General features: G+C 44.8%; 14 protein-coding genes. 2 read left to right on the top strand and 12 right to left on the bottom strand.

Annotated elements, in window-relative coordinates:
* Positions 1–17: 17 nt before the first annotated feature.
* Genes G633_RS0113650 through G633_RS0113625 form a run of 6 tightly spaced genes read right to left on the bottom strand, consistent with a single transcriptional unit; the run spans position 18 to position 5600 of the window.
* Complete coding sequence (locus G633_RS0113650) at positions 18–1463, bottom strand: MBOAT family O-acyltransferase (RefSeq protein ID WP_026520262.1); 1446 nt, start codon at positions 1461–1463, stop codon at positions 18–20.
* A 33-nt stretch (positions 1464–1496) separates the two neighbouring features.
* Positions 1497–1835: a multidrug ABC transporter gene (locus G633_RS0113645; RefSeq protein ID WP_026520261.1), complete on the bottom strand. Its 339-nt coding sequence runs from the start codon at positions 1833–1835 to the stop codon at positions 1497–1499.
* Complete coding sequence (locus tag G633_RS0113640) at positions 1828–2199, bottom strand: transporter (RefSeq protein ID WP_026520260.1); 372 nt, start codon at positions 2197–2199, stop codon at positions 1828–1830. Before G633_RS0113640 ends, G633_RS0113645 begins: the two co-directional genes overlap by 8 nt.
* An 8-nt stretch (positions 2200–2207) precedes the next feature.
* Positions 2208–3176, bottom strand: a complete 969-nt coding sequence (locus G633_RS0113635; RefSeq protein ID WP_026520259.1) for an SGNH/GDSL hydrolase family protein — start codon at positions 3174–3176, stop codon at positions 2208–2210.
* A 19-nt stretch (positions 3177–3195) separates the two neighbouring features.
* Positions 3196–4284, bottom strand: a complete 1089-nt coding sequence (locus tag G633_RS0113630) for a hypothetical protein (protein ID WP_035771427.1) — start codon at positions 4282–4284, stop codon at positions 3196–3198.
* A gap of 26 nt (positions 4285–4310) precedes the next feature.
* Positions 4311–5600, bottom strand: coding sequence for an MBOAT family O-acyltransferase (locus G633_RS0113625; RefSeq protein ID WP_196804269.1), 1290 nt, complete (start codon positions 5598–5600; stop codon positions 4311–4313).
* A 798-nt stretch (positions 5601–6398) separates the two neighbouring features.
* Here G633_RS0113625 and G633_RS0113620 point away from each other — a divergent pair.
* Positions 6399–7715, top strand: coding sequence for a sugar phosphate nucleotidyltransferase (locus G633_RS0113620; RefSeq protein ID WP_026520256.1), 1317 nt, complete (start codon positions 6399–6401; stop codon positions 7713–7715).
* Positions 7712–8722, top strand: coding sequence for a type I phosphomannose isomerase catalytic subunit (locus tag G633_RS0113615; protein ID WP_242838878.1), 1011 nt, complete (start codon positions 7712–7714; stop codon positions 8720–8722). Before G633_RS0113620 ends, G633_RS0113615 begins: the two co-directional genes overlap by 4 nt.
* Here G633_RS0113615 and G633_RS0113610 read toward each other — a convergent pair.
* From G633_RS0113610 to G633_RS0113585, 6 genes are all read right to left on the bottom strand, one after another.
* Positions 8719–9501 (bottom strand): hypothetical protein, encoded by a 783-nt coding sequence (locus tag G633_RS0113610; RefSeq protein ID WP_026520254.1) that lies wholly within the window; start codon positions 9499–9501, stop codon positions 8719–8721. The two genes, G633_RS0113615 and G633_RS0113610, sit on opposite strands and share 4 nt — an antisense overlap.
* 2 nt (positions 9502–9503) lie before the next feature.
* Positions 9504–10652, bottom strand: a complete 1149-nt coding sequence (locus G633_RS0113605) for a DUF6077 domain-containing protein (protein WP_242838877.1) — start codon at positions 10650–10652, stop codon at positions 9504–9506.
* Positions 10653–10684: 32 nt separating this feature from the next.
* Positions 10685–11305: a uridine kinase gene (udk, locus tag G633_RS0113600; RefSeq protein ID WP_022768191.1), complete on the bottom strand. Its 621-nt coding sequence runs from the start codon at positions 11303–11305 to the stop codon at positions 10685–10687.
* A gap of 19 nt (positions 11306–11324) precedes the next feature.
* Positions 11325–12812 (bottom strand): hypothetical protein, encoded by a 1488-nt coding sequence (locus tag G633_RS0113595; protein ID WP_026520252.1) that lies wholly within the window; start codon positions 12810–12812, stop codon positions 11325–11327.
* A 9-nt stretch (positions 12813–12821) separates the two neighbouring features.
* On the bottom strand, positions 12822–14240 hold the full coding sequence (locus G633_RS0113590; protein ID WP_026520251.1) for an MBOAT family O-acyltransferase: 1419 nt from the start codon (positions 14238–14240) through the stop codon (positions 12822–12824).
* A gap of 61 nt (positions 14241–14301) precedes the next feature.
* Positions 14302–15888: an NAD(P)/FAD-dependent oxidoreductase gene (locus G633_RS0113585; protein ID WP_022768194.1), complete on the bottom strand. Its 1587-nt coding sequence runs from the start codon at positions 15886–15888 to the stop codon at positions 14302–14304.
* Positions 15889–15951 lie beyond the last annotated feature (63 nt).

Genomic DNA, 15951 nt, shown 5'->3' with positions numbered 1-15951 from the left:
AAAAACACTTCCCTCCCTTAAAAACTCATATACATGAAGCTTCTGATTGCTTCACCTGAGCCGTATTTTCCAAACACCAAAACCACCAGAGCGATCACCACAATGAATACCGAGCGCGCAACATCGCCCCATTCCACAGCAACAACCTCCGGCAGCACACTCTTTTTCATCCAGGCATGAACATCCATAACAACCATCAACGCCACGGCCAGCACAGCGACCCACCACTCCATGGTAGAAATCCCCAACATCATCTTATCCGCGACCGCCATTCCCGCCAAAGGCGCCATACCATTAACTCCCGGAATCATGCCACCGACGAACCTAAGCGCCTCAGTAAGGCCATTTGCTCTGAAGAATATCCAGGCAAAAGACACAAGACAGAATGTAATTACCTGGCCGGAAATTCCCTGTATCGCAAACTTAAGCTTCGCCTTCTTACAAAGCCCCGCACAGATATTGAACAGCCCATGAAGCAGTCCCCAAACCATGAACGAAAGCCCGGCTCCGTGCCAAAGTCCGCACACAATAAACACCACAAGAGTGTTGATCATCTTCCTGCCTTCGCCCTTGCGATTTCCGCCCAACGGAATATAGATATAATCCTTGAGGAAATTACTGAGAGAAATATGCCACCTGCGCCAGAACTCAGTGGTAGACTGCGCCAGATAAGGCGTCCTAAAGTTCTGAGTCAGCTCAATCCCAAACAGCCCGGAAATACCGATCATGCTGTTGGTATAACCCGCAAAGTCGCAATAAATCTGTATAGTATACAACACCGATGCCAGCATCATAGTAAGGAATCCGCAAGATGCCATATCCGCATACACAGCATCCACCACAACACCAAGCCTGTCAGCAATAACCAGCTTCATAAAAAGTCCCCAGACCAGATACGACATGCAGCGAATGAATCTGTCCAGATCAAATATCTTCGCCCTGCTGCTGGCCTCTATCTGCTCAAAGAACTCCCCGGCCCTCTCGATAGGACCACTCATCCACTTAGGGAACCACATCATGTAGAGCGCAAACTTAAAGGGATTCTTCTCCGGCTCCACAAGCCTTCCCATATACAGGTCCGCAATATAACTGATCGCCTGGAACGTGTAAAACGAAAGGCCAATCGGCATCGCAGCCAGCGCACCCATGCTGTTTTCACCGTTCCCGAACCGTCCCATCATCCATGGAACATATTTCCACCCAAACAAGATCAGCGCCAATACAGCGATACTGACCGTCATTAGTACTGTTTTGGAGTCATGAGCGTTTCCCATAGCCAGCCCCACCAGCCACGTCATCAGCGTGATAACTGCCAGCACAGCCAGCCCACTTACGCCACCTTCGCTGTAAATAAACGCCACACTCCCTATTAGCAATACATACTTACGAATTTTCCCAGGAGAAATCCTGAAAAGAAAGACCATGGCCAAAAGAAAAACTATAGTTGTTGTTTGAAGCAACATATACCTTTACTCTCCCAAATCATTAAAATCAGATCACAGATAAAAAACAACAATTCCGGTAATGATAAGCCCCATTCCAATAAGCTTGTTCTTCGTAAACTTTTCCCCAAACACAAGCCTGGACAGGATCATCACAAGAATATAAGCAACAGGCTCCATGATAACAGTTCCCATGTATCCCAGATGCTTGTAGCACAGGATCCCTACAAACATGGATACAACCAAAAGCCCATATCCCCCGATCACCAGGACATTCAGATATTCCCTGATCCGACTTGGATATTCCTTCTGCGCGCTCTTTTTCAGAAGCACCTGCGAAATTGATGCCAGGAGTTCGCCAAAGATCATTACGAGCATGAAAATGTTAAGCATCTTTGCCCTCCCCCATATTCATCACAATTACGCCGGCCATTACGACTAGTACTCCGATAACCTTCTTCACAGTAATCCCCTGGCTGAAGATCAGGAAATTCCATACCATAGACCAAAGCAGCGTCATAGCCTTATTAGCATACGCTATCGAAAGCTGAAACCTCTTAATTATCTGCTGCCACAAAATGGCATAAACGCCCAGAATGCAGAAATCCAGCCCAAAGAACAATATATACCCCGGGCTCAGAAATTCATGCTTGGACGCCATATTTCCCGCAACGGTCGACAGCGAGTAGACCATCACTGAGAACTGCAGCATAACTATATCCAGTTTTCTGATTCCTTTTTTACTCTCAGAATTCATTAACCAACTCACTCCACGCCATAGATTACTTTTGCGAAATGCTCAGCCATATGCTTGTTGCATGCAGCATTCACATGGATATTATCAAGAAGCCACTCCGAACTGTTGTCCTCATGGATAGTTCCGTAGTAGTTGTCGACAAAAGACACTCCGGTTGCCCCTGACACATCGATCATAAATTGCAGATATGTTGTGAGCCTTCCGTTTCCGAAGTCATACATATCGCCATTAACAAGCGATCCGGTATTATCATATGCATAGCACATAGGAAAAGACATACATACAATCCTGATGAACGGATATGCTTCCTGAATTGTCTTTATCCCGGCATTCAAAGCGCCGCTGTAAGTCAGCGGATCAGAGTCATTATCAGGATTCATTCCGATTCGCAGATTGATATAATCCTGCGCATCATAAAAGATCACCAATGTATCAACACTGTTCATATCAAGCGCCTCAAGCGTCTCAGTATGATTATCGTAATTTGAATCTTCAAATTTCTGCGCTGCAGAAGCCATCTGTGAGAAGTCGCGATTTGCAATGGCCTTGGCCACGTTTACGAAGCTGAAGGCATCAAGCGCATAGTCATCAGTATATTCAGCATTCTTAAGCGCCACGGTAGAAGCCGGGAAACCGGCATTGATACAGTTTGCGCCGAGCTTGCTTCCAATCTGCTCAACCACACCCTCTTCATTGCTGTAGTAAGTCAGGATATCATTTCCCAGGAAAAGAATCGTCTCCTGCCCGTCATCCTCGTGCATAGCCTTCTTATCTTCAGGCAGCAGGAATATCTGGTCCATGACCTCTACTGAAAAGTCGCCCTCGACAACACCCTCTGTCTCAGCCGTTCCCTGATTCCAGATCCACAGCTTAACCACTGAGAACACTATAACCGCCAGGATTACTCCAAGCACAGCGACAAACGCCCACTTGGGAATGCCCTGATTTTCTTTACTCTGATCTTCTGTCTTGCTCATAATCTTCCGTCCTTTTTATTTACCAATCTTGTGAAAAGAGCTCTTCATAATCGAAGCTCTCTACAATCCCACGCATCTTCGTTAGCTCTTTTGCCATCTGCTCTGAAGAAGTTATCCGATGAGAATCGTCACTAAAACATTCTACCATATATCTGTTGATCTCGGGTTTGTAATGAGAATAATCCGCGTAGTTGTTAAGGTCCGTCACTTCATCCATGGTCTGAAAATAGAAGAGATGAACATTGTCGTACTCAAGCAGCCTGTCAGCAACGTACTGATACTGCGCAAAGGCCGCCTCATAAAATCCCTCCTGCTTCAGGTTATGCCAATACAGAATGCTATAAGGCGGGAAAAAGAAATAGAACTGCGTTTCAGGATTTTCCTCAACGAAAGGCAAAATATTTTTTTCCAGATTCGCCTGAGTCATTGGCAGAACATCGTCTGCAGTATAGACAACATCTGACTTCTCCGGCTCCTCATAGGTGTGCATGACCCACTGAATGTTGTAATAATCCGGAGTCCACCAGCTGGCATAAATCTCAGAAAGGTCAGAACCCTTGCCCTGAATTACCGGCCTGAAGATATATTGGAACAGCACGTCTTTGTTCAGGACATACTTTACATCATTGAAGATATTGTCATCATAGAGATGCTCCGGCAGCGGATACTTGGTCTCCTCAGTATCTGCCGTCATGGTCGGGATATCCATAGCAAAGAACACTGCTCCCATAGGCTGCGTCTGCCTTGCATGACTCGACTCATCAAACACGATCGAGAGGATGTTGTAATCATCCTTGGGATAAGCACCGCTGTAGCTGAGCTTAACCGTGTCATATCCCAAAAGCTCTTTAAAATCATCCGTATCAAAGTTAACCGTCATGGATGATCCGATGATACATCCGTTGTAGTCCATGTTCACAGCCATTCCGGGATTCTGAGATAACTGGTTGTCAACAACATAAGGAAAGCCCTTCAGCGGAGTATGGTAATGAAAGAACGGATCCACATACACCACCAGAGCAGCCACCAGCGCCAGCGCCAGCACAACAAATGCTATCAGGCCCCAGAACAGTTTATTCAGTTTCTTCTGACTATCGCTATTATTCATAATCTACCAATCAACAAACTTGATATTTAGAAATTCATATACAGGAATGTGCTCACTCCCGCAAGAGAGATAATGCTCCATACAAGAAGTATTGCAGTCGCAACCGTTGTCTTCACGCCAATCTTACAGCTCTTAGCAATGCTAATCGCATTTTGGGAAAAGAAAATGATGACCACCGCCACAATCAGGAACAGCCACATGCAGCTCTCCCACGCAAATGGCAGCTTCATAATAGGCGTAACCTTTATCACATACCAGATTTCATCGAGCTGGAAGCAGGCTGATAACTGAGTTGCAATCCTCTTACTTCCGCCAACAAACATGCGCGTGATCAACTCTATTGCCTGACTTATGCTGCTTGCCCTGAAGAACACCCACGCCAGGGTCACATAAATAAATGTTAAAAGAGTCTTCACAACACGTACGGGTACTAAAGATTTATCTTCTTTCTTGCCACGAACCATTCTTGTAATGACGTACAGAACGCCGTGCATAGCTCCCCAAACGATAAAGTTCCAGCCATTGCCGTGCCACAAGCCACTTACCAGGAATACAATCATGAGGTTAACATACATTCTCGCCATGCCCTTACGATTTCCGCCAAGCGGTATATAAACATACTTGGTAAAAAACTTCGTCAGAGTAATATGCCATCTCTTCCAGAAATCAAGGATATTGACCGCTTTATATGGTGAATCGAAATTCAGTGGCAGGTCAAATCCGATCATCATGCACACAGCAGATGCCATATCACAATAGCCGCTGAAATCAAAATACAACTGGAATGAATAGAATATTGCAACAAGAATGGCTTCAAGGCTTCCTAGACCCGCCACGGCATCGAAGCCGAAATCTACTGCTTTGCCAAATGTGTCAGCGAGGATGACTTTTTTGAAAAGTCCCATGGAAAAGAGGAAAAGAGATCTGAGGAGGAGGTCGTAGTCTATTGCTGGTTCCGTACCAATAGCCTCATCTAGCTTCTTGCTGAACTCTTCATATCCCATGAGCGGTCCCTGAAGAATCTTTGGGAAGAATAGTATGTACGCCAGATAGTCGACCAAGCTGAAGTCCTCAATCTCTCCCTTATACACATCAACAACATAAGAGATCTGATTAAAAGTATAGAAGCTGACAGCCACCGGGAAGAATACTCCCGAGAACTTAAAGAAAAGTAAAGAAACGACATTAGCCAGAAGAGCAATCACAAGAATCATCTTGCTTCTCGAAGTACCTGGATTAGTTCTTACATCTGCATCTGTTTTCCTGTCTATGTTCAGTCTTTCTTTTGCTAAGAGCCTTGCCAGTACTCCATTCACAACAACACTTACTGCTAGTACCAGTAGATTCCTAACTCCAAAAGGGGCATAAAAAACCAGAGATGCAATGATAATGATCCATTTACACACATCCCTATACTTCTGATCTTTATTAGCCGCATTTCTTGCAACGTAAAACAAGATCACAAACAGCGGCAAGAATATCAAAATAAAACCGTAAGAATTAAATAGCATCTAACAATCCCCAACTAATATCACTCCCACTAGTTTAAGCCATCTGAAGTATTCGTGCAAATTCTTGTGAGTCAAACTGAAACGTCCCCATTGACTCATTTTGAGTCACTGGGGACGTTTCAGTTTGACTCATTTTTCATGTGTGGGGAATTACGCGGTCAAAAGTACATCACAACGCCCTTTATAATGGAGTCTTGGTTGGAGCGTGTTTTTGAAAAGCATCACAAAAATTTGTATATGGAAAACTAGTTGGAAATTACAAAAGTTTTTTCAAGGCCAAAAAGTTAAAATTTCATATCTAATACTTTGGCTACATCACAACTATCGGCTACAAGGCACGTTGTGACGTAGTTTTTGCCAGATATTTCCAGGTGAGTCCTATGTGACGCAAAAACCCTTTTTGAAATTTCCAACTATTTTTTATATGGAAGTGAGTTGTGGGGTGGTCGATATCACGTTTCCAACCAACGTAGAACATATGTCGCCTTGTGATGCAAATTAGAGTCAGCTGAGCCTGAGCAAAGGGACCATTTCGCTCCATTTGTAGAAATAAGCAATAATAGGTATAATAGCTTTGTATTTTCGAAACAAGGAGAAATCAAAATGAATATAATCTTACTATCCGGCGGATCCGGAAAGAGACTTTGGCCCTTATCCAACGACATCCGCTCCAAACAGTTTATCAAGATATTCAAGAAGACAAATGCAGATGGCACAGACGAATACGAGTCCATGGTTCAGAGAATCTACGGTCAGATAAAAGCTGTCGATCCTGATGCCACTGTAACCATCGCAACCAGTAAGTCACAGGTATCAGCAATCCACAATCAGCTGGGATATGATGTAGGCATCAGCGTTGAGCCTTGCAGACGTGATACATTTGCAGCCATCGCTCTCGCAACTGCATACCTTCACGATGTTCAGAAGGTTCCCGAAACTGAAGCAGTTGTTGTGTGCCCTGTAGATCCTTATGTTGATGCGGGATACTTCAAATGCCTTGAAGATATGTGCAAGGCAGCACAGGAAGGTGACAAGAACCTCGTCCTCATGGGAATCGAGCCAACATATCCATCAGCCAAGTACGGATATATCATTCCTAACGACAATGGCTTTGACTTCACAGAGAAGCCCGATGAGAAGACAGCTGCAGAATACATCAGCCGTCATGCTCTCTGGAACGGTGGTGTGTTCGCCTACAAGCTTTCCTATGTTCTGGAAAAGAGCCGCGAGCTCCTCGGCTCATCAGACTATGAGACACTCTTTAGCAGCTACGACACACTCAAAAAGATAAGCTTTGACTACGCTGTTGTAGAAGCCGAGAAATCCATCGAAGTCCTTAGATACTCTGGCACCTGGAAGGATCTCGGAACCTGGAACACCCTCACAGAGGCAATGTCTGAGAGCACTATCGGCGACGTTCGCATGGATACCACTTCCACCAACGTCCACGCCATCAACGAACTTGGCGTACCGATCCTTATCATGGGAGGTCACGACCTTATAGTGTCAGCTTCCGCAGAAGGAATCCTTGTATCAGACAAAGACCAGAGTTCCTACATCAAACCTTTCGTTGACGACATCGATCAGCAGATCATGTTCGCCGAGAAGTCCTGGGGAGACTACAGAGTTCTCGACGTTGAAGAAGGAAGCCTTACTGTAAAAGTAACTCTCAACCCCGGACACAAAATGAACTATCACAGCCACGACCACCGCGATGAAGTCTGGACAGTAATAAGCGGAGACGGTCGCACCATAGTTGACGGCATGGAGCAGAACATCCACCCCGGCGATGTCATAACCATGGCTGCCGGATGCAAGCACACAGTAATCGCAGGCGACAACGGCCTTCAGCTCATTGAAGTGCAATTAGGCGAGTCCATCAACGCAGCTGACAAAAAGAAATATGAGATGCCCTCGTGAAAGGACAGACAAGCATGACCGGTAACGTTCCTTTTCTCCTCAGGCCCAGCAGCAAGGATTACCTGTGGGGAGGAAGCAGACTAAATGATGATTTCAACTTAGGACTGGACTCAGACCCCTTAGCAGAGGCCTGGGTCTGTTCAACGCACCCTGACGGACCCTCATATACCACTTCGGGAAAAGAGCTTACAGATGTCCTCAAGGCTCATCCGGAATACCTCGGCACACACGTCCTTAGCCTTACCGAAGGAAAAGGCGAGCTTCCTATCCTGATAAAGTTCATCGATGCAAAAAACGACTTGTCCGTTCAGGTCCATCCCGATGATGAGTATGCCAGGATCCACGAAAACGGATCTCGCGGTAAGACTGAAGTCTGGTACGTTCTTGATGCCAAGAAAGACTCCAGCATCATCTACGGCTTTAGCATGGACGTGGATAAAGAAACCGTCCGCAAGAGCCTTGAAACAAATAAGATCACAAAACTCCTGAGCAAAGTCCCTGCCCACAAGAACGATGTCTTTTTTATCACTCCGGGCACTGTTCACGCCATCGGATCCGGCTGCCTTATTGCTGAGATCCAGGAGAGCAGCAACGTCACCTATAGATTTTATGATTACGACCGAACTGATAAAAACGGGAACAAAAGAGAACTTCACATAGATAAGGCTCTGGAAGTTGCAGACCTTAGATCAACCGCAGCTCCCCGTCAGCCCATGAGAGTCATAAAATATCGCTCAGGCTATGCCACCGAGCTTTTATCAAGATGTAAATATTTCATCGTTGAGAGAATGCTTCTGAACACAGAAAACAGAATTCTTGCAGAATATAAAACAGATTCCAACAGCTTCCACAGCCTTCTTATCACAGACGGCTGCGGCAGTATCGGATGGGAAGGATGCACAGGCGGAAGTCTTAACTTCTTTAAAGGCGACTGCATCTTCATCCCGGCAGATTCAGTGCCCCTGACTCTTCACGGAAGAGCACAGATCCTGGATGTCAGCTGTTAAGAATACACCTGCGGATCCTCATAAATATAGTAATTATCAATTGTCTTGATCAGCTTCAGACCCAGCGTTGTCAGATTTTTATTGATCTTCCTATCTTTGGCAAGAACAATATATCTGCAACCGGTCTGTCTGGTAGCGTCAAGAAGTTCTTCAGCATCAATAATCTCGGGCTTCTCCATAACCTCATAAACAGGGTTATAATAATCCCACTGTGTAACTACCATCTCGCGGCCGAAAGGCATCAATATATCAGTATCGTACTGACGGACAAAGTGCACCAGTTCAGAAGGAAATGCAGCCCTTACTCTGTCCTCGCCATCAGCAGGCGCAATAACATCACATATTTCGATCACATGCTGCGGAATGTGATACAGATTCTGTGCCACAGACATATACTGATTCAGATAAACAAGATGACCTGAGATCACCACCACAACAAGCGTAACAACAAGCGCGATACGCTGCTTCATCTTGTTTTCAAAGCTAAACACCAGCTTGCAGGCAGCATAACCAATCACCACATACATAGGCACGAGCCAGAGCACGCGGTAATAAGTATCACTCCCATCATCAAAGGCAGCCACATAGACTATCTTTGTCACAGGGAAAAGAAATCCCGCCAGAATCACAATCGGCAGAATCCCCAGAAGTATTTTCTTTTTCAGGTCCTTCTCGGCGACAATGATGTAAATCGCTGATGCCACCAGAAGGATTGCCAATAGCGGATTGCCAAAATACAATTTCAGAGCAACCCAACACTCCATAAAAATACCATACATACTCAGAACCTCAACCAAACGGAGAAATAAACTCCAAGGTAAATGATATTGGGAATGATGCAGAGAAACGCTCCCAGGATCACAGTCCATCTCTTAGTCACAACAAGCAGTACCAGAGTCAAAAGAGCTATCAGACCACTTCCAAAAATAACACCCAATGAGCTGCATACCCCGGACAGCATATTCACCAGAGTCAGCATTATCCATGCAGTCCTAAAGCTCGTCCTCTCTTCCATCTTTGAATCCTCAAACATCCAGAGGAACAGCCAGAGGATCATCGGGAACACCAGGTTCGAAACCAGCGCCTTACCCTGCCATGTCCTCATCAAAAAGAACGTCGCCGGCGTATAAATAGATACATTTCCGAACATCAGAAGGAGCGACACCACGATCATAAACACCGGTATCAGCTGTTGTCTGCTCCTGAACAGTATCCTTCCGATCTCAACATAAGCAAGATAAACCAGAGGAATAAAGAACAGCGGAATTATACTGTGAGATACGATGGTTGCATGAATGCCACTGAGCTTAGCCACAAAGGCGATCCACATGGTAATAACAGCCAGTGCATGCCTTATATCAAGCGATGTCGACATACCCGTATATGGCAGGATGGTATTCATAACATCCGCCTGCTGCGCCAACAAAGACTCCACAACATAGTACGCATCGTCTCCGTCAAAGCTTGCCATCGCAACACTCATGATCATCTGAAATGCCATGATAGCAAAGAATATTCCCCAATAAACTCTGCTCTCTAAGGTGTAGTCAGCCTTGTAAGTCTTAGGATCAGTTCTCGGATTAAGGAGATCTCTAATATCAGCATGAGCTTCGCCTGGGAAAAGAGCTAAGAACTTCCCATCAGCGTCATTCAGTATCCTGATACTTCTTGCTATTCCGAACGCTGCAAGGAGAAGCACTGCAATAATAAAACTTCTCCTACAGTAGGTAAAAGCACTGTATACTACTTTGAACATACTGGTTATGGCAATTACCTCAAACACAGCCATGTAGACCAGATAGCCCAATATAAATGTTATCCCCACAGTCCTTCTAAACTCAGGCAATATGAAGTTAAAAAGCAGCCCTATACAAAAGGGAACTACCAGCAGCCACAATAGCAGCTGCAAAACAGAAATAACAACTCCCACAAGATTGCCCTCTCAATCAAACAAATAGTATATCAGTCAGCCATCATGAGCTTTAAGTGCTCACGAAGAATGTTGATACCTGTCAGGTTCTCACCACCGCGGGGGATGATGATATCCGCATACTTCTTGCTGGGCTCAACAAACTGCTCATGCATGGGCTTAACAGTCTCTCTGTACTGGCTGAGGATTGACTCAATACTTCTTGCACGCTCAACCATGTCACGCCTTATTCTTCTCATCAGTCTCTCATCAGCGTCTGTATCAACGAAGACCTTGATATCCATAAGGTCACGAAGTTCCTTGCTCTCAAGGATAAGAATACCCTCTACGATGATAACCTTCTTGGGAACAACATGAACTGTCGCATCGGACCTGTTATGAATTGTGTAATCATAAACAGGCATATCGATTTCCTCATTGTTCTTAAGCTTCTTAACATCCTCGATCATAAGATCTGTATCAAATGATTCAGGATGATCATAGTTAAGCCTGCTCCTGTCCTCATAAGAGAGGTCATTGTGAGCCTTGTAGTAGGAATCGTGATTGATGACAACAATATCGTCGCCAAAAGACTCCTTGATCTTCCTTACGATTGTAGTCTTGCCTGAAGCTGTTCCTCCTGCAATGCCAACTATGCAAATCTTATCGCTCATAAAATCCCTCCTGAAATAATTAACCCTTAGTATAGTTACTGCCGTATGACTTGTAATAATTATGTGACAATATCTCCCCCGACTCACTGTCGTAGGTGATTATCTGTATGTCATACTCAAATCTTGAATCGTCGTATAAAAGATTGTTCTCCGGATCCTCATCTGTATAGAAGAGCCTAAACAAGTGCTCTACCGGCTGATAGTGGACCGTTCCGAGACTGGTACTTACTCCATCCAGAGCTTCACTGCCGCTGGCCTCATAGATATTACCCGATGCCACATCATTGATAAGGATATAAGGCCCATCCGTATGATAAATCTTGGGCGTCACAGTATAGTTGTGAATAAGCCGCTGGAACTGAGTATCACCGAACGCCTGAGAACCATCGTTGATGTAAATAATCGAGCTTACGTTTCCTTCTGACAGGTAGTTGAGCTGCTGATAAATGCTGTCGGAATGAACAGCCATCTCATATATATCATTGTGGAAAGCATCAGTCTTCCTCTGCCAGTCAGCGTATGCGTCATCACCTCTGTGGTCAGTCAGATCTCCGGACTCTGCCAGAATCTCTCCAAGGTACTTCGTTGCCTTGATTGATCCAAGAGCATTCATATGTCCGGTATCATTAAGGTCAGTGTACAGATCAACTACTCCAAGATCCTGCATGTTAACAAATTCAACACCGTAGTCGTTACAGATGATCTCCGCACTGTCGATAGCTCTTTTGTCATCAGTTGTAGCACTACAGGTCAAGAAGGTGACAATTACATCTATTCCCCTGCTCTGGCACTCCTCAATAACCTTCCTTAAGTACTCTTCACCAATCGTGTCGCCACCAAGGCCATTTTCATCGTCCGGATTAGGATAGATCCCGGGTGTGAGCTCCATTCCATATCTCATCTCAGCGCCAAAGAGCTCATTTCTATCCTGAGTTCCCCAGATAGCCTTGTAATCGTTCTTATCAAGCTCTTCCCACCTATTGTGGTACACATAGAAGTCTGCCAGAAACTGCTTCTTAACTTCATCGTCCTTGATAAGGTCATTTATAGCCTCGACCTTAAGTTCATTAAGGGGCCAGCAATCCATGTTCAGATGAAGCTGCGATATAGAACTCGCGCGCTCCTCATCAGAGTAGCTCTCATCCATCTCATCCAGATACTTGTAGTTCTTCTGAAGCATGAAAGTATCAACCACAACACACTTGGGATTGCAGTACTGGAGCGCCTCTTTAAGCTCCCAATATGTAGCCTGCATGATGGAGCCGTGACCTCCCATGTTGTAGGAAGTTATACCGTACTCTCCATACAGAACCGCCGGATTAATTGCATTGATAACGTGGGAGGATCCAATGAACAGCACATCAATCTGATCTGCCTTATCAAAGAAGTCTCCGTACTTAAAGTCACTGTCCTTGCTTCGAAGCACAATAGTTGTAGCAAACACGCACACGCACAGCACTGCAAGGAACGCTATTGTTTTTAAAATGCTTGAAATCTTAATCTTCATTCAAAAGCCTCAAAACTGCTGATATATAAAACTTGATGCATTATAGCCCGCACCCCAGATACCAAATATCAGGATGGCGAGTATTGCCCCGATCATTATGATCCATCTGTACCAGATGCTCTGCTTAATGATCCTCTCTCTCATTTCAACACCGTTGAAATTCAAAACATCCATTATTATCAAAAGAACTATTCCTGCAATTCCAATGTTGAAACTGCCATGGGAAAGTCCAAACTTGAAGAGCGTCTCATCGCTAAGCACCCAGGGTGTAAATTCAAAGCTCTTTTTGATGATCAACAGTGCCTGTTCCAGAGAACTTGCCCTGAAGAACACCCACGCCAGATTAACCAAGAGGAATGTAAATATCGTCTTCATGGTCCTGTGGGAAAGACCGTTTCTGTCTATCTTCAAAGTCTCAACAACCTTGTCTCTTATAGGCTGGGTAACATATCCCAGAATCTGATAAACAGCATGGAGCAAGCCCCAAACCAGGAATGTAAGTGCTGATCCATGCCAGATACCACTTATTGCGAACACAATAAGGACATTGATATACTTCCTGACTGTTCCCTTCCTGTTTCCGCCAAGAGGAATATAAATATAATCCTTTAGCCAGCTGGACAGAGATATATGCCATCTTCTCCAGAACTCAGCTATGCTCTTAGCCATATATGGGCTGTCGAAGTTCTTCATGACATCTATGCCAAGGATCCTTGCAACACCGATAGCAATGGCAGAATATCCTGCAAAGTCACAGTAAATCTCAAATGAATAGAGCACCGTTGCGATCGCAACAATAGTACCTTGAGCCGACTCAGGAGCCTGATAAACAGAATTAACAAATATCGCCAGTCTGTCCGCGATAACAAGCTTTAAGAAATAGCCCCAAAGACACTGAAGGAAGCCATCCCTGAATCTGTCAAAGTCCACTGTTACAGGATATGCAAACTGTGGCATCATGTTTCCCGATCTCTCGATAGGTCCGGATAATACCTGAGGGAAGAATGACACAAACAGCGCCAGCATAAGCGGATTGTGCTCTGCGATATCGTCGCCTCTATACACATCCACCAGATAGCCGATAGATTTGAGCATGTAAAAAGAGATACCGATAGCCCCGAGAATCTTGCCACTTCTGAACACCAGCATAGCAGCGACTTCAATGACAATCGCAAGTGCAAGAATCACAGCTGCAGACTTAGGCCTGACCTCGTCAGCTCCGCCTGATACTTTTTCCATCAAAAGAGCTGCAAAGTAAGTCACCACAATGGTTCCTGCCATAACAGCTGCAGCCTTCATATCAAGGCTCAGATAAAAGAGAGCACTGACAACAAGGAGCCAGATATATCTGTATTTTCTTGGAATAAAGAAATTGATCAGCGCCACAATCGGCAACATGATCAGAAATCCAAATGATACAAACTGCATAAGCAAACCTTCTTAATCAAAATATAAGGCGGCAAAAACGCCGCCTACATATTTTAGTTATTTAGTCGATTTCAACTTCATCCTCTTCTTCTGATTTGGATTCATCAGTTTCGTGGTACTCTTCCTCAGTGTTAACACTCCAGATATTGCTTCTGTCAGTCACGCCACCAAGGATGTTCTTGACTGTCTCAAAGGAAGTGCACATTGAGTGGTCGATATTGTTGTATCTGTGCTGACCGTTACGTCCTACACAGTAGAGGTTATCAATAGTGTTGAGATATTCAACGAGCTTGTCCATCTCATCATAGGTATCAAAGTAAGCAGGGTATGCCTTCTTAACCTTCTCCATATGATAGTCGATAACTTCGCCTGCGTTGTTGATAAGTCCAAGGGATACCATCTCGCCAATCGCCATCTTGGCAAACTCATCCTCAGTCATGGTCCACATTGAGTCGCCCTCGAAGCAGAAATACTCAAGTCCAACCCAAACGGTGTTCTCAAGGTCTTTTACCAAATAAGGGGACCAGTTGTTGTAGATCTGGAAACGTCCCATCTTAACTGATCTCTCCTGAACGTATACCCAGTTATCGGGAACGATGTTTCCAATAGTCTTGATGTTTGTCTTATTCTCAAGATTGAGCTTGGGAACAAGAACGCCCAGAGTCATGTAATCACGGTAAGGAAGTCCTGCTGCGATTCTGGCAGGATCTGCAGGAACATCGTTCATACCTGCAACCAGGTCCTTGATAGGCATTGAGCTGATAACTACATCGCCGTCGATATCAATCTCCTGTCCATCCTGAAGATAAGTAACACCCTTCACGTGGTTGCCATCCTTGCGGATCTTAACAACCTTGGCATTCATGATGATGGTTCCGCCGAGCTTCTTGATCTCCTCAGCTGTTACATCCCAGAGCTGTCCGGGACCAAGCTTAGGATATTTGAACTCCTCGATAAGGGAGGTGTTGACCTTACGGTTCTTAACCTTAAACACTCTTCCGAGGTAATCTCTGATGATACCAAAGATTGATAATCCCTTTGTTCTCTGCTTGCCCCAGGAAGCATCGATCTCTGATGGATGTCTGCCCCAGAGGTTCTCTGTATAGTACTCAAAGAACATTGAGTAAAGCTTCTTACCGAAGTTGTTGATATAGAGGTTCTCAAGATTATCCTCAGGCCTCTTGTGGAATACGGATCCCAGGTATGAGAATCCAACCTTCATGGTGGTTATAAAACCAAAGTTCTTAAATGTCTCAGGCTTAAGTGAGATAGGATAATCATAGAACTTGGAATCAAAAAGGATACGGGAGACACGGTGCCTTTTAAGCATTACCCTGTCTTCCTTCTCCGGATCAGGTCCTCCCTGATTCATCTGTATCTGTGTGCCAAGAATCTTGTAGTCGTAGGCGTCAGATCCCTGCTGCGGAAGCATGTTCTCCCACCATTCGTTAACCTCAGGAACCTTGGAAAAGAATCTGTGGCCACCCATATCCATTCTGTTGCCCTTATACTCAACAGTTCTGGAAATACCACCAAACTTCTCAGTCTCCTCAAATACTACAACCTGATAGTCCTTGGATTTCTTTAAAAGCTCATAAGCAGCAGTAAGTCCCGCAGGGCCTGCGCCAATGACAAGTGCTTTCTTCATAACGTCAACCTTCCTGTTAAAATCTAATCAAACAATAACTAAAGTATACCTTAATGAAGGCTT

It is taken from the genome of Butyrivibrio sp. FCS006 (assembly GCF_000424525.1).
In the GTDB taxonomy this organism is placed as follows: Bacteria; Bacillota; Clostridia; order Lachnospirales; family Lachnospiraceae; genus Butyrivibrio.
Note: the sequence above shows the minus strand (reverse complement) of the source record. Positions and strands in the feature narration are given on the sequence as shown.

Coding starts and splice junctions, on each gene's coding strand:
- G633_RS0113650 (WP_026520262.1), bottom strand. CDS start 1,463: ATGTTGCTTCAAACAACAACTATAGTTTTTCTTTTGGCCATGGTCTTT.
- G633_RS0113645 (WP_026520261.1), bottom strand. CDS start 1,835: ATGCTTAACATTTTCATGCTCGTAATGATCTTTGGCGAACTCCTGGCA.
- G633_RS0113640 (WP_026520260.1), bottom strand. CDS start 2,199: ATGAATTCTGAGAGTAAAAAAGGAATCAGAAAACTGGATATAGTTATG.
- G633_RS0113635 (WP_026520259.1), bottom strand. CDS start 3,176: ATGAGCAAGACAGAAGATCAGAGTAAAGAAAATCAGGGCATTCCCAAG.
- G633_RS0113630 (WP_035771427.1), bottom strand. CDS start 4,284: ATGAATAATAGCGATAGTCAGAAGAAACTGAATAAACTGTTCTGGGGC.
- G633_RS0113620 (WP_026520256.1), top strand. CDS start 6,399: ATGAATATAATCTTACTATCCGGCGGATCCGGAAAGAGACTTTGGCCC.
- G633_RS0113610 (WP_026520254.1), bottom strand. CDS start 9,501: ATGTATGGTATTTTTATGGAGTGTTGGGTTGCTCTGAAATTGTATTTT.
- udk (WP_022768191.1), bottom strand. CDS start 11,305: ATGAGCGATAAGATTTGCATAGTTGGCATTGCAGGAGGAACAGCTTCA.
- G633_RS0113595 (WP_026520252.1), bottom strand. CDS start 12,812: ATGAAGATTAAGATTTCAAGCATTTTAAAAACAATAGCGTTCCTTGCA.
- G633_RS0113590 (WP_026520251.1), bottom strand. CDS start 14,240: ATGCAGTTTGTATCATTTGGATTTCTGATCATGTTGCCGATTGTGGCG.
- G633_RS0113585 (WP_022768194.1), bottom strand. CDS start 15,888: ATGAAGAAAGCACTTGTCATTGGCGCAGGCCCTGCGGGACTTACTGCT.